Raw genomic sequence first — 13,770 nt, forward strand, 5'->3', positions numbered from 1 at the left:
GCGACCCCACTTAGGTTATACCCGCTGCCCCGGTTAAAGCACAGCCTTCGAAACGGCGGGCTGTTGCGCGAGCCACGCATGGACCTGAGCGCCGATCCACGCGGGGTCGTCGTGCGGCAGATCGTGACCGGCCCACGGATGCTCGCGATGCGTCGCGCCCCACGCGGCCGCGAGCTTCGACGAACATGCCGGGTTCACGAGCTTGTCGCCACGCGATGATAGAACCAGCAGCGGGCAGTCCGGCCTGACGGCCGCCGCGCGAAAACGCGCGGCGGCCCAGAGTTGCCGCAACGCATTGCCGCGGCTCACCGGCGCGCTGCGGCGAATCTCGCTCCATGCGTCGAGATCGGCGTTCAGCGTGCCGACGTTATTGCACGTCAACCGATGAATGCCACGCTCCGCGCACGGCGCGTCGCGCCAATGCGCCGCAACGCCCGCGAGCCCCGGCCATGCCGAGGGACGCAGCCGCTCATGCATGCGGCTGAACGGCCGCATGCTGGTGTTGATCAGCACGAGCCGTTCGATCTCGGCGGGATGACGTTGCGCCCACTCCGTCGCCACCATGCCGCCGAGCGACATCGCCAGCACGCGGTATGGGACGCTCGCCCCGCTTTGCAAAGCGGCAATCCGCACGAAGCTGACCATCTCCGCGACCGTGGCCGGCGCGCGCGCCTGCGCGAACTCGCCGTTGCCCGGCAGATCGAGCAGCAACAGGCGCTCGCCGCCAATGGCTTCGCGCAGCGCGTCGGGCAGGCGGCCCCAGTGGCGCGTTTCGCGCGTGAGTCCGCGCAGCAGGATCCACGTGCTCATGGGGCGTCCGATTTGTACCAGTGGTCGATCGCGCTTTGCAGCAATGCCTCGCGACGGTTGCCCTGCGGCAGCCAGCGTTGCGACGAGAAAGCCGCGCGCGCGAGAAAGTCGAGCAGGTTCGCGTGACGCCGCAGCACGCGCGCGGTGCGATGCGCCTTCACCGGATTGAACATGCCCTGACGCGAAAAGAGCTGGCGCGGATTCTTCTTGATCCACAGCCACGAGCCGAGTTCGAGTGTCATCGGCAGGAATACGTTGGGGGCCGGCGTGCGGTCATACGCGAAGTCCCATAGATCGCCGTGCAGCAGATACTGATGGCTCTGCGGTTCGAACGTATAGCCATGATGCGGATGCGAGCGCTCGAACATCGTTTTCAGCACGTACATTTCCGGCAGATGCGGCATCAGTTTGCGAGTGCGCGCGTAGGGAAACCAGATGCTGTCGGTCCAGCCATAACCGGAGTGGCAATCGAGCGCGATACTCAAGGGCCGCGCCGCCAGTTCGCTTTCCACCACTTGCAGGAGCGCCGCGGCTTCCGGCTCCATCGGCTCGCCGTGGCGGCCGCGATACCACGGCAGCCACGCGCCCACGCGCTGACCGCCCGCGAGCAGCGGCACGCGTTCGTCGGCGTTCTGCGGCGCGTTGCGCATCAGGTCGACGCCGTTCGGATTGGCGCGCGTCGCCGCCCACATGCCGCCGGGATTGACGATCGGCATGAAGACCAGACGAATCGACTGCAATTGCCGCACCAGCAACTCATCCCATTCGAGGCGCGCGAGCAGCGCGCGCATGTAGTCGAGTACGAGTTGCGAGCCGATGCGTTCGAGTCCGTGGATGCCGCCGAAGAATCCGATCGCGGGCGCGAGCGGATCGGTCGAGCCGATACTCGCCGTGTGCACGGTGAATTGCCGGCCACGCACCGTCGTCTCGCAGACAGAACGGATCTCGAAGCTGGCGCTGCCCTGCTCGAGAATCGTCTTGAGATCTTCATACTCCGCGAAACTGTCGGGAAGAAAGCTCAAAGGCTGCATGACGACGTCGAATGGAACTGCGAGGTTATGGGGGGCGGCGAGCCGCAGACGCAATATAGCCTGGCGCCGCGCGATCATGCGGGTGGCGTGAGGCGTAGTTGCAAAGCGTGTCATCCGTATGTCATTTTCCGCTCGAAGGAATGCCTCGGGTGCGCCCTGGGTGCGGCCTTTTTCGACGGCGGAAAACATTCACGGAGATGTAGTCGTCTAGACGTTACGATGCCTTCACTCAACCGTCACAGACGCTTTCTAGAATGAGTCCACACAGGCCCGTAGCGGCCGGAAAAGAGGTACTCATGGCAGCGACGCCGGACGCAATCCGTATCGAACGGTTGAGCAAGACGTTCAGCAACGGCCGCAAGGCCCTGGACGAAATCGATCTGCGCGTCGAGCCCGGCGAGATGGTTGCGTTGATCGGCGCGTCGGGCTCGGGCAAGTCCACGCTGTTGCGGCATATCGCGGGCTTCACGGCCTCGGATGCGCAGCCCTCGCAGATCGCGATTCTCGGCCGGCCGATTCAGCAGAACGGCCGGATCGTGCGGGAAGTGCGCAGCATTCGCCGCGACATCGGCTTCGTGTTTCAGCAATTCAATCTGGTGAACCGGCTTTCCGTCGAGACCAACGTGCTGATCGGCGCGCTGTCGCGTCTGCCGTGGTGGCGCCGTCTCACCGGGCGTTTTCCGGGCCCGGAGCGGGCCCTGTCGATGGCCGCGCTCAACGAGGTCGGCATCGGCGAACACGCGCGCGAGCGCGCCGCGAACCTCTCCGGCGGACAGCAGCAACGCGCGGCCCTGGCGCGGGCGCTGGTGCAGCGCGCGCGCATCGTGCTCGCCGACGAACCGATCGCCTCGCTCGACCCCGAATCGTCGCGCCGCGTGATGGACATGCTGCGCACGCTGAACGCCGAACATCGGCTCACGGTGCTGGTGTCGCTGCATCAGGTCGACTTCGCCATGCAGTATTGCCCGCGCACCGTCGCGCTGCGGCGCGGCAAGGTGGTGTACGACGGCCCCTCCGCGGCGCTCAGCCCCGCGCTGCTCAAGCAGCTCTATGGCGACGACGTCCACGAACTGCTCGATGACGCGGACCCTGGCGCGACCGGCACCGCAAGCAACGCCGCCGGGATGGAAAGCAGCGCGCGGCTCCAGGCCCCCCCATCCACCGCGACGCGCTACGCGTTCGCCCTCGACCCGGCGCACTCGAACTGAGCGCGCCAATCCACTGTATTCATTCAACCGGACCTCAACCGATGAAACTCCTGCGTTCATTGATCACGCTGACGCTCGGCGCGGCGGCCCTTGCCTGCGTCGCTACCGCGCAAGCCGAGGACATCAACCTCGGCATCATCTCGACGGATTCGTCCTCGGTGCTCAAACAGCGCTGGGAACCGCTGATCGAGGACATGAACCGGCAAACCGGCCTGAACGTGAAGGCATTCTTCGCGACGGACTACGCCGGCATTATCGAAGGCATGCGCTTTAACAAGGTACAGGTCGGCTATTTCGGCAATGCGTCGGCGATCGAAGCGGTGGATCGCTCGCAAGGCGAAGTGTTCGCGAAGGTCCTGTATGCCAACGGCGACGCCGGTTACTACTCCGTGCTGGTCACCAACGTGAACAGCCGCTTCAAGACGCTCGACGACGTATTCAAAAACACCAGGGACGTCACGCTCGGTTTCGGCGACCCCAACTCCACATCGGGCACGCTGATTCCCGGCTATTACCTCTTCGCCCAACGCAATGTGCCGGTGAAGACGTCGTTCAAGACGGTGCTGCCGTCGAGCCACGAGGCGAATCTGCTCGCCGTGGTGAACAACAAGATCGACATCGCCACCAACAACACCGAGATGCTCGACACGCTGAAAAAGCAGCACCCGGACAAGTTCGCGCAAGTCCGCGTGCTGTGGACCTCGCCGCTGATTCCGTCCGATCCGCTCGTGTGGCGCAAGGATCTGCCGCAAGCGACCAAGGACAAGCTGCGCAACTTCTTCCTGAACTATGCGAAGACCGATCCGCGCGAAAAAGCGGTGATGGCCGCGATTACCGGCTATGGCGGCTTCGCGGCGTCGTCGGATGCGCAGTTGCTGCCGATCCGCCAGGTTGCGCTGTTCCAGCAGAAGCAGAAGATCGAGAGCGACACGCATCTCTCCGACGACGACCGCAAGACCCAGTTGGCCGCGCTCGACGCGAAGCTCGCCGCGCTCGGCAACGTGCAATCGAAGCAATGAACACGGCCGATCTGATCACGTCGCCGGCTCGCGCGAACGAAGCGCTCGCCGCGCGGGCGGCGCGTCATGGCCCGCCCGCCGCGGGCAAGCGCGGCTGGCTGTCGCTGGTCGGCTGGATCGCGGTGCTTGCGGTGCTGGGCGGCGCATGGCACGGCGCCGACATGCGTCCGCTGGATTTGCTGAGCGACTCCGGCAACATGGGCCAGTTCGCCAAGGACTTCTTCCCGCCGGATTTCAGCGAATGGCGCAACTATCTGCACGAGATGTACGTGACGCTTTCGGTGGCGGTGTGGGGCACCGCGCTCTCGCTCGTCTGCGCGGTGCCGTGCGGCTTGATGTCGGCGCACAACATCGCGCCGGCGTGGATCGTGCAGCCCATGCGCCGCGTGATGGACGCCTGCCGCGCGATCAATGAAATGGTGTTCGCGATGCTGTTCATCGTCGCGGTCGGCCTCGGTCCTTTCGCCGGCGTGCTGGCGCTGTGGGTGCATACCACGGGCGTGCTCGCCAAGCTCTTCGCGGAGGCGGTCGAGGCCATCGATCCGCGTCCGGCCGAAGGCGTGCGCGCAACCGGCGCGACCAGTGTCGACGAAATCGTTTATGCCGTGCTGCCGCAAGTGCTGCCGTTGTGGATCTCTTACGCGTTGTATCGCTTCGAATCGAACGTGCGCTCGGCGATGGTGGTCGGCATGGTCGGCGCGGGCGGAATCGGCGTGGTGCTGTACGAGGCTATCCGCTCGTTTAACTATGCGCAGACCGCTGCGGTGATGCTGATGGTGGTGGTGGTCGTGACGGTGATCGATCTGGCGTCGGCGTGGCTGCGTGAGCGGGTGACTTGAGGGTTTGGGGGGTGATTGCAGTGTGCAAGCCGAAGTGTCGTCCGCGAGCCCCTCACGCCAACTCCACCAACGTCGCATCAATCGCACCACCCAGCGTATTGAAAGCCGGCGCGATGTCCTCATCCGGCACGCACGCATAGCCGATCAGCAAACCCGACGGCGCCAGCGACGGTTGCGCGTAATACCCCGACAACGGCCGCACGACGATATTGCGCTCCAGCGCCGCGGCTGCCACCGCGCGGTCGTCGCTGCCTGGCGGCAGTTGCATCACCAGATGCAAGCCGGCATCGCCGCCCACCGCCGGCAACGCGTCGCCATAACGGCGCGCGGCGGCGTCGAGCAGACTCTGGCGACGCTGCCCGTAAAGCGTGCGCATCTTGCGGATATGCGAGGTGAAATGCCCTTCGTCGATGAACTCCGCGAGCATGGCCTGTTGCAGCAATTGTCCCTCGCGATACAGTTCGGCGCTCGCCGTGGCAAAGCTCTCCGCCAGCGCTTCCGGCGCGACCAGGTAGCCGATGCGCAAGCCGGGAAACAGCGTCTTGCCGAAGCTGCCCACGTAAATCACCTGCCCAGAGGTGTCCAGACCTTGCAGCGACGCCAGCGGCCGGCTGCCGTAACGGAATTCGCTGTCGTAGTCGTCCTCGATGATCCAGCCTTGGTTTTGCCGCGCGTATTCGAGCAGCATGCGGCGGCGCGCGAGGCTCATCACCATGCCGAGCGGATATTGATGCGACGGCGTGACGAGCATCAGCCTGGGCGGCTGCGCGAGGTCGTCGGCAGATGGATTGATGCCTTCCTCGTCGACGGCGATCGGCCGCGATTGCAGCCCGGAAACGTGCATCACGCTGCGCACGCCCCAATAGCACGGGTCCTCGGTCCAGATCACGTCGCCCGGATCGGACAGCAGACGCACGGCAAGATCGACCGACTGATGAATGCCCGTCGTGATGATGATCTGCTCGGGCGTGCAGCGCACCGAGCGCGAGGTGCGCAGATAGTCGGCCAGCGCGTGGCGCAGCGACGCCAGGCCGCCGCCCGGCGCGTAGGTCAACAGATCCGGGCGCAGCCGGCGCCAATACTTGTTGTGCAGGCGACTCCACACGCGCGCGGGAAACTTCGTGACGTCCGGCACGCCCGGCATGAACGCGCCCCATTGACGCTTCGACACGCCGGCGCCCGCGATCAGCCGCGCGCCGCGCGTGGACAGCGCGCGCTTTGCCGGCAACGGCGAGGACAGCGGTGAGTTCGACGGCGCGGGGCGCGCGATCGCCGCGTCGGCATCCGGCCCGCCGACGATCTCGTCCGGCGCGCTATCGGCAACGAAGGTGCCGCTGCCGGTCGCCGAATTCACATAGCCTTCGAGCGCCAACTGCTCGTACACCTGCGTGACGGTGTTACGCCCGATGCCCAACTCCTTGGCCAGCAAACGCGACGACGGCACCTTGGCGCCCGCCGGCAGTTCGCGCGACAGGATCGCCTGTTGCAGCAGCCGATGCAGTTGACGATAGATCGGCTGGCCGTTGCCGCGATCGAGGCGCTGCGCCAGCCAATCGGACAACACACTCGCGCGCATCAGTGGCTCCTACATTTTTATTGAAATGGCTCTGAAGTTGAGAGCCAAATCTCATTATAGTCGCTGCATGTGCCGCTTAAGCGCGGCGTCCGCAAAAAACCGAGGAGCGCCGGAGATCACGATGAAGAATGCAGAATTGAAGAGCCGCAAGGACGCCGCCACGCCGCGCGGTGTCGGCGTGATGTGCGATTTCTACGCCGAGCGCGCCGAGAACGCCGAACTGTGGGACGTCGAGGGCCGCCGTTTCATCGACTTCGCCGCGGGCATCGCCGTCTGCAATACGGGCCACCGTCACCCGAAAATTCTCGCCGCGATCCGCGATCAGCTCGATCACTTCACGCACACCGCGTATCAGATCGTGCCGTACGCGTCGTATGTCGAACTGGCGGAGAAGATCAACCAGCGCGCACCGGGCGACTATCCGAAGAAGACCGCATTCTTCACGACCGGCGCGGAAGCCGTCGAAAACGCGATCAAGATCGCGCGCGCCGCGACCGGCCGTCCGGGCGTGATCGCGTTCACCGGCGGCTTTCATGGCCGCACGTTGATGGGCATGGCGCTGACCGGCAAGGTCGCGCCGTACAAGATCGGCTTCGGTCCGTTCCCGTCCGATGTGTTCCATGCGCCGTTCCCGAATCCGCTGCACGGCGTGACTACCGCCGATTCGTTGAAGGCGATCGACGCTTTGTTCAAGGCCGACATCGACCCGAAGCGCGTGGCGGCGATCATTTTCGAACCGGTTCAGGGCGAAGGCGGTTTCTATTCGGCGCCGGCCGAGTTCGTGCGCGCATTGCGCAAGCTGTGCAACGAGCATGGCATTCTGCTGATCGCCGACGAAGTGCAAACGGGTTTTGCGCGCACCGGCAAGCTGTTTGCGATGCATCACCATGACGTGGTGCCCGATCTGATGACGATGGCGAAGAGCCTCGCGGGCGGCATGCCGTTGTCGGGCGTGGTCGGTCGCGCCGATGTGATGGACGCGGCGGCGCCGGGCGGCCTCGGCGGCACGTATGCCGGCAATCCTTTGGCGATTGCCGCCGCGCATGCCGTGCTCGATATCATCGACGAAGAAAAGCTTTGCGAGCGCGCCACGGTGTTGGGTGACCGCGTGAAGGCGAAGCTGATCGCGCTGCAAGGCGAAGTGCCGCAAATCGCCGATGTGCGCGGGCCGGGCGGCATGGTGGCGGTCGAGTTTTGCAAGGCGGGCAGCACCGAGCCCGACGCGGAATTTACCAGGCGCGTGCAAAGTCGCGCGCTCGAGCGTGGCTTGTTGCTGCTGGTGTGTGGTGTCTATTCGAACGTGGTTCGGTTTCTGTTCCCGCTCACCATTCAGGACTCGGTTTTTGATGAAGCCATGGTTATTCTTGAGGGCGTGATCAGGGATAGTGTTGCTGTGGGGGTTTGAGTTTTTCGGCCTGCGCGGACTCGCACTACAGCATCCATGGCCAGGCCGCGATCAAGTACATGCAGCTCGGCTAAATTCGAAAAGTGAAGCGGCCACGCCGGAATGTCCGACGTGGCCGTTTTCTTATCTGGTATGGGCGAAGACTCCCGGGCTGAACGGCCGTCATCGTCATATTTGTGTCAGTGCACAGGGTCTTGACGAAAAGCCCCCCTACTTCACCACAACTTCTGTATGCGTCACCACCGGCGGCTTGTCAAAAAACGGCCCGACAAGTCGACGCCATTCCTGAAAGTCATCGGACTCGCGGAAGTGCACCATGTGATCTTCCAGCGTATCCCACTGAACGAGCAGAACATAACGGTTCGGCTGTTCGACGGTTCGATGAAGCTCGACGCCCTTGCAGCCGCGCGCCCGATTGAACAGCGGTATTGCCTGTGCGACGCCGGCCTGGAACTCCGCATCTTTTCCCGGCGCGATTTCGATTACTGCCATTTCATTCACCATACAACTCTCCAATGGAATTGAGTCCCGGCGATTCTACGCCGTAACTGTTCATCGAGCAGTTTCATCGAACGACGAAGCACAGCCCTGCCACCAAACCACCGTTGCTATAATTTTCCAGCCGCACACACGCAGTCGGCCACGGCGATCGCCAAAATAATTTCATACGCCCTACGTCAATCTGACTGGAAGATTCGATGTCCAAGCAAACGGCTAACGCAAGCGGACCGCCCACGCTAACCGGGCTATTCCTCATCTTCAGCCGGATCGGACTCACGAGCTTCGGCGGTGGTTTGAGCGGCTGGCTTCTGCGGGAATTCGTGCAAGAGCGCCACTGGATCAGCGAGGAAGACTTCCTGAACGGCCTGGCAATTTCACAAGCGCTGCCGGGCATCAACGTGAAGAACATGGCGATCTGGATCGGACACCGGCTGCTCGGCTGGCGCGGCGCGCTGCTCGCGGTCACGGGAATCATCGTTCCGCCCGCCGTTTTCATCATCATTCTCGGCACGGCCTTCACCTATCTGCTTCATTTTCCGCCCGCTCATGTCCTGCTTGCGGGCGCGGCGGCAGCGGCCACGGGCCTGTCGCTGTCGATGGGCGTGACCACCGCGCGCCGCGTGCCGCGCACGCTGTTGCCCATGCTCTTTCTCGCCGGCACGTTTGTCGCGATCGGCGTTTTGCGCTTGCCGCTGGTATGGGTCGTGACAGGCGCGGGCGGCTTGAGCGTGCTGTCCGAGTACACCAAACTCCGCACCCAACTCCGCAAGGCATAGACATGTCGACACGCGTTCTCGTGCAGCTTGCGGCGGTCTTTGCGCCGCTGTCGCTGGTGACGATAGGCGGCGGCCAGGCCATCATCGCCGATATCCAGCGGCAGGTCGTGGACGTCCACGGCTGGATGACGCATGGCCAATTCGCCGCCGACTTCGCCATTTCGCGCATGGCGCCCGGCCCCGGATCGCTGCTCGCCACGTTGATCGGCTGGCAAATCGCCGGGTTCTGGGGCGCCGTCGTGGCGACGCTCGCGCTGCTCGCGCCCACCGGCTTGCTGATCTACGGCGTCACGCACGTCTGGACGCGTTATCAGGGCGCGCCCTGGCAACTCGCGCTCGAACGCGGCCTGCGTCCCGTTGCATCGGGCATGATCCTCGCAGCGGGCTGGGTGCTGCTGAAGTCGCTCGACGGCGGCATGCCGGCCAAGGCGATTGCCCTCGCTTCAATGGCGCTGTTGCTGAGCACACGAATCAATCCGCTGCTGCTATTGCTCGGCGGCGCGTTGCTGTTGCTCGGCGTATCCGAACTCGGCGCCGGCCTTCCGTACCTGCTTCAGGTGCACGTCGCGGGCTAAAGGCCCGCTTCCTCGTCGATCTCCAGATCCATCAACGCGGAACTCAGCGATTTGCCATGCGCGTCGAGAGCGAGCGAACGCGTTACGCCGCCGCCGAGCGCCCTCCCCAATACGAAGTTGAACGCGGCGAGGCGAGGCAATTCATAGCGCACCACGTCGCCGAGCACGACGTCGCTCAAAAACGCCTTCACGCGCTCCGAGGTCAGCACCTTCCGCAGAAGATCGTAATGCCGCGCGTCATGACAAATGACGGACACGTTCAACGTATTGCCCTTATCGCCCGTGCGCGAATGGGCCAGTTCGCGTAGCTTCATGTCACGCCTCCACAAACGAGAAAGTCGGATTCGTGGACGCGCGCAGCAATAGCACCGATTGCACCGCCACCACTTCGCGTGTCGACTTCGTCACTCCGCCGCCGCCCGCCGGACCGTTGGTATAAAGCGTCTCGACTTCATTGCCGATCCGCACCGCCTCGGCCAGCGACGCCGTGCGTCCCGCCACCCGCGCACGCACTTCATAGGGTTCCGCGCCGCGCGCGCCCGCCGTTTCGCCGTGCAACGCGTTCACGCCGATCAGATCGAACCGCAACTCGCTCGTTTGCACACCGGTCAACGCGAGCCGTTCGCGGACGATATCCAGCGCGAGCCGCGCACGCGCCACCGCGCCCGGACCCGCGTATGAAATTTGCCCTTCACCGATAAACCCGTCGACGTAGGCCACGGATGCCTTCAACGTATCGGTGCGCGGTGAGCCGCGCCCGCCTGTAACGCGGACACGGTCCGACGCCTCTTCATTCACGCATACGTTAGAGAAATCGGCGACGACATCGGGCTGCAAGTAACGCTGCGGATCGTGGATTTCATAGAGCAACTGTTCCTTGCAAGTGGCTTCGGTCACGCGTCCTCCCGCATGAGGCACCTTGCTGATGACAACCGATCCGTCCGCCGCCACTTCCCCGATCGGAAAGCCGAGTCTCGCCAGATTGGGAACGTCCTTGAAACCCGGATCGGCGAAATAGCCGCCCGTGATCTGCCCCGCGCACTCGAGCAGATGCCCGACCACGGTTGCCTGACCGAGCGTGTCCCAGTCGTCCATGTTCCAACCGAACCTATGAATCAGCGGCGCGGTGAAAAGCGAGGGATCGGCCACGCGGCCGGTCATCACGATTTGCGCGCCCGCTGCGAGCGCCGCGACGATCGGCGCCGCGCCAAGATAGGCATTCGCCGAGACAATGCGATCGCGATATGACGCCACGCGTTCGCCCGATTCCTCGAACGTGAAATCGCCGCGCTGCACGACATCGAGCACATCGTCACCGGTGACGGCCGCGATCTTCACGTCGCCCAGTCCGAGCGAACGCGCGATTTGCGCGGTTTTGCGCGCCGCGGCCAGCGGGTTCGCCGCGCCCATGTTCGAGATGATCCGCACGCCGTTGCGGATCGCGGCGGGCAGCACGGCTTTCATTCGCGCTTCGAGCAGCGGGTCGTACCCAAGTTGCGGATCCTGTCGTCGAGCCTGCTGCGCAATCGCGATGGTCCGCTCGGCCAGGCATTCGAACACGAGGTAATCGAGCGCGCCGTGTTCGGCCAACTCGACCGCCGGCTCGATCCGGTCGCCCGAATAACCCGCGCCCGCGCCGATGCGGACCACGCGTCCTCGATCTTGAGTAACGGTCATGCTGGTCTCATCCATTCGATGAAGCTCACAAAGGAAATACGCCTAGCGCCACGCACGCAATCGTCATGACGATCGACGCGGCCAACAGCAGTGGAAAAGTGAACCGCTGATGGTCCGCGAGATCGATTCCGCACAGGCCGACCACGAGAAACGTCGCGGGCGTGAGCGGGCTCACCGGGAAACCGGTGGTCATCTGACCGAGCAGCGCCGCCTGTCCCACGTGCACCGACGGCACGCCGAGTTGCCCCGCGACTTCGGCGATCACGGGCAGCACGCCGAAATAGAACGAATCGGGATCGAACAGCATGCTGAGCGGCATCGACACGAGGCCAAGCGCGACGGGAATGTGGCTCGCCATCGCCGGCGGCACGAAACCCACCGCGGCTTGCGCCATCGCCTTGAGCATGCCGCTGCCTTGCATCACGCCGGTGAACACGCCGGCGGCGAGCAGGATGCCGGCCATCATCAACGCGGCGCGCGCGTGAGCGTCGATACGCTTGCGCTGCATCTCGACGTTCGGGTAGTTCACGATCAGCGCGACGCACAGTCCGACCATGAACATCAGCGCGGGCGGAATTTTTTCGCCCATCACCACCATCGTTCCGAGCACGACGAGCGTCAGCACGATGTTGAACCAGAAGTTCCTCGGGCGGCGCAATGCCTGCTCGTCGGGCGTCAGTTCGCGCTTCGGCATCGGAATGGCGCCCGCCGCGCCGGTGAGGCCGAGGCGCTTTTCCTCGCGCCGGCCGAGCCAGAACGCCATGCCGAAGACGAACACGAGCCCGATTGCCTGCACCGGAATCAGCGGATTGAAGAGCGCCGAAACCGGCAGATGTAGCGAAGCGGACGCGCGGATCATCGGTCCGGTCCACGGCAGAAAATTGATGCCGGCCGCCATCGAAACCGCCGCGGCGAGCACGCGCCGGTCCATCTTCAGGCGGTCGTAGAGCGGCAACATCGCGGGAATGGTGACGAGAAAGCAGACCGCGCCGGACCCGTCGAGGTGAATCAGCAGCGCCAGCAGCGTCGTGCCCATCACGATTCGCGTGGGCCGCGTGCCGACCGCGCGCAAGATCCGGTCGATGATCGGGTCGAGCGTGCCCGCATCGGTGATGGTGCCGAAGTAGAGAATCGCGAACACGAACATGCCGACGACGGGCGCAAGGTTCTTCAGGCCGTCGATGACGAACTTGCTCGTCTGGAACCCGAAGCCGCCGATCAGCGACGCGGCGATCGGCACGATGATGAGCGCCACCAGCGGCGACATTCGTTTGGACAGGATGGCGGCCAGCAGCACGACGATGGTGGCCAGCCCCAGTAATGGCAGCATGTTGCACGTCTCCGATGTTGTTTTTTACTGGAAGCCAGCGTAATTTCGATCCCACAATAGAACAATTGAAATGATTTGATCGCAGCCATTACAAACCATCATGGATCTGAATCTCAGGGACATCCGCGCGTTCGTCGCCGTCGCGCAAACGGGCAGTTTCACGCGTGCGGCGGCGCGGCTGCATCTGTCGCAACCGGCGTTGACGGTGCAGATCCGGCGGCTGGAGGAAACGGTCGGCGCACGGCTTTTCGACCGCAACAGCCGAAGCGTCGCGCTCACGCCCACCGGGCGCGAATTGCTGCCGGTATTGCAGAAGTCGCTCCACGACATGGAGCATGTGCTGATCGACGCGCGCGCGCTCGGCGATGGATCGAGCGGCACGGTGCGGATTGCCTGCTTGCCCACCTTCGCGGCGAGCGTGCTGCCCGAACTCGTGCAGCAACTCAGGAAAGCCGTGCCGCGCGCCGGCTTCCAGGTGCGCGACGTGGTCGCGAGCATGGTCAACGCGCTCGTGCGCAATGAGGAGGTGGATATCGGCGTGACCGGAGGCGAGCTCACGGATTCGGCGCTCGAGGTGCTGCACGCCAGCGACGATCGCCTCGTCGCGGTGCTTCCGAAACGTCATGCACTCGCGCGGCGCAAGCGCGTGACGCTTGCCGATCTCGCCGGCGTGCCGCTCGTGCTGACCGCGCAGGGCACGAGCGTGCGCGCGGTGGTAGATGGCGCGTTCGACAACGCGGGCTGCACGCCGCAGATCGCGTGCGAACCCACGTACATGATGACCGCCGTGGCGATGGTGCGCGCCGGGCTGGGCGTGACGATATTGCCCGCGTCGGCGCGCGAGGTGCGCGCCGAACCGGAACTGCTGGTTCGTCCAATCGACGATCCGGCGTTCGTGCGGCCCATTGCGTTGATCAAGAAGCGGGGAAGGACGTTGCCGCCGGTGACGGAGACGTTCGTTGCGGCGTTGATCGAGAGGCTTGGCGAGGGTGCGGCGGGCCGTTAATGATGCGCCGACCGACG

Annotated in this window: 14 protein-coding genes; 7 read left to right on the top strand and 7 right to left on the bottom strand. The window is 64.4% G+C overall.

Going from position 1 to position 13,770, the window contains the following annotated elements; translation table 11 throughout:
* Nucleotides 1–33: 33 nt before the first annotated feature.
* Both BUE39_RS18415 and BUE39_RS18420 read right to left on the bottom strand, forming a co-directional pair.
* Nucleotides 34–810: an alpha/beta fold hydrolase gene (locus BUE39_RS18415; protein WP_073430164.1), complete on the bottom strand. Its 777-nt coding sequence runs from the start codon at nt 808–810 to the stop codon at nt 34–36.
* Nucleotides 807–1,841, bottom strand: coding sequence for a M14 family zinc carboxypeptidase (locus tag BUE39_RS18420; RefSeq protein ID WP_073430221.1), 1,035 nt, complete (start codon nt 1,839–1,841; stop codon nt 807–809). Before BUE39_RS18420 ends, BUE39_RS18415 begins: the two co-directional genes overlap by 4 nt.
* A 296-nt stretch (nt 1,842–2,137) precedes the next feature.
* On the opposite strand from BUE39_RS18420, the gene phnC reads away from it, so the two are divergent.
* From phnC to phnE, 3 genes are read left to right on the top strand one after another with little or no spacing between them, the layout of a single operon-like run.
* Complete coding sequence (phnC, locus tag BUE39_RS18425) at nt 2,138–3,049, top strand: phosphonate ABC transporter ATP-binding protein (RefSeq protein ID WP_073430165.1); 912 nt, start codon at nt 2,138–2,140, stop codon at nt 3,047–3,049.
* 41 nt (nt 3,050–3,090) lie between these two features.
* Entirely contained in the window at nt 3,091–4,068 is a 978-nt protein-coding gene (phnD, locus tag BUE39_RS18430) for a phosphonate ABC transporter substrate-binding protein (protein WP_073430166.1), read from the top strand.
* Nucleotides 4,065–4,907, top strand: coding sequence for a phosphonate ABC transporter, permease protein PhnE (phnE, locus tag BUE39_RS18435; RefSeq protein WP_073430167.1), 843 nt, complete (start codon nt 4,065–4,067; stop codon nt 4,905–4,907). Before phnD ends, phnE begins: the two co-directional genes overlap by 4 nt.
* A 52-nt stretch (nt 4,908–4,959) precedes the next feature.
* Here the strand turns inward: phnE and pdxR are convergent, their stop codons facing one another.
* Nucleotides 4,960–6,483, bottom strand: a complete 1,524-nt coding sequence (pdxR, locus tag BUE39_RS18440) for a MocR-like pyridoxine biosynthesis transcription factor PdxR (RefSeq protein WP_073430168.1) — start codon at nt 6,481–6,483, stop codon at nt 4,960–4,962.
* Nucleotides 6,484–6,604: 121 nt separating this feature from the next.
* Here pdxR and BUE39_RS18445 point away from each other — a divergent pair, with 121 nt between their 5' ends.
* Nucleotides 6,605–7,888 (top strand): 4-aminobutyrate--2-oxoglutarate transaminase, encoded by a 1,284-nt coding sequence (locus tag BUE39_RS18445; RefSeq protein WP_073430169.1) that lies wholly within the window; start codon nt 6,605–6,607, stop codon nt 7,886–7,888.
* A 210-nt stretch (nt 7,889–8,098) separates the two neighbouring features.
* Here BUE39_RS18445 and BUE39_RS18450 read toward each other — a convergent pair whose 3' ends face one another.
* Entirely contained in the window at nt 8,099–8,392 is a 294-nt protein-coding gene (locus tag BUE39_RS18450; RefSeq protein WP_073430170.1) for an antibiotic biosynthesis monooxygenase family protein, read from the bottom strand.
* A gap of 194 nt (nt 8,393–8,586) precedes the next feature.
* Here BUE39_RS18450 and BUE39_RS18455 point away from each other — a divergent pair, with 194 nt between their 5' ends.
* Together BUE39_RS18455 and BUE39_RS18460 are read left to right on the top strand one after the other, a co-directional pair.
* Nucleotides 8,587–9,165, top strand: a complete 579-nt coding sequence (locus BUE39_RS18455) for a chromate transporter (RefSeq protein WP_073430171.1) — start codon at nt 8,587–8,589, stop codon at nt 9,163–9,165.
* A 2-nt stretch (nt 9,166–9,167) separates the two neighbouring features.
* Nucleotides 9,168–9,740, top strand: a complete 573-nt coding sequence (locus BUE39_RS18460) for a chromate transporter (protein ID WP_073430172.1) — start codon at nt 9,168–9,170, stop codon at nt 9,738–9,740.
* On the opposite strand, the gene BUE39_RS18465 is transcribed toward BUE39_RS18460, so the two are convergent.
* The 3 genes from BUE39_RS18465 to BUE39_RS18475 are packed head-to-tail and all read right to left on the bottom strand — an operon-like array spanning nt 9,737 to nt 12,747.
* Entirely contained in the window at nt 9,737–10,054 is a 318-nt protein-coding gene (locus BUE39_RS18465) for an AtuA-related protein (RefSeq protein WP_073430173.1), read from the bottom strand. The two genes, BUE39_RS18460 and BUE39_RS18465, sit on opposite strands and share 4 nt — an antisense overlap.
* A gap of 1 nt (nt 10,055) precedes the next feature.
* Entirely contained in the window at nt 10,056–11,417 is a 1,362-nt protein-coding gene (locus BUE39_RS18470; protein WP_073430174.1) for an acyclic terpene utilization AtuA family protein, read from the bottom strand.
* Nucleotides 11,418–11,442: 25 nt separating this feature from the next.
* A complete protein-coding gene (locus BUE39_RS18475; RefSeq protein WP_073430175.1) occupies nt 11,443–12,747 on the bottom strand; it encodes a CitMHS family transporter in 1,305 nt (434 codons plus the stop codon).
* 100 nt (nt 12,748–12,847) lie between these two features.
* Here BUE39_RS18475 and BUE39_RS18480 point away from each other — a divergent pair, with 100 nt between their 5' ends.
* Nucleotides 12,848–13,753 carry a LysR family transcriptional regulator gene (locus tag BUE39_RS18480; protein ID WP_073430176.1) on the top strand — a complete coding sequence of 302 codons (906 nt, stop codon included), beginning with the start codon at nt 12,848–12,850 and terminating at the stop codon, nt 13,751–13,753.
* Nucleotides 13,754–13,770 lie beyond the last annotated feature (17 nt).

The sequence above is a fragment of the Paraburkholderia terricola genome (genome assembly GCF_900142195.1).
Classification (GTDB): Bacteria; Pseudomonadota; Gammaproteobacteria; order Burkholderiales; family Burkholderiaceae; genus Paraburkholderia; species Paraburkholderia terricola.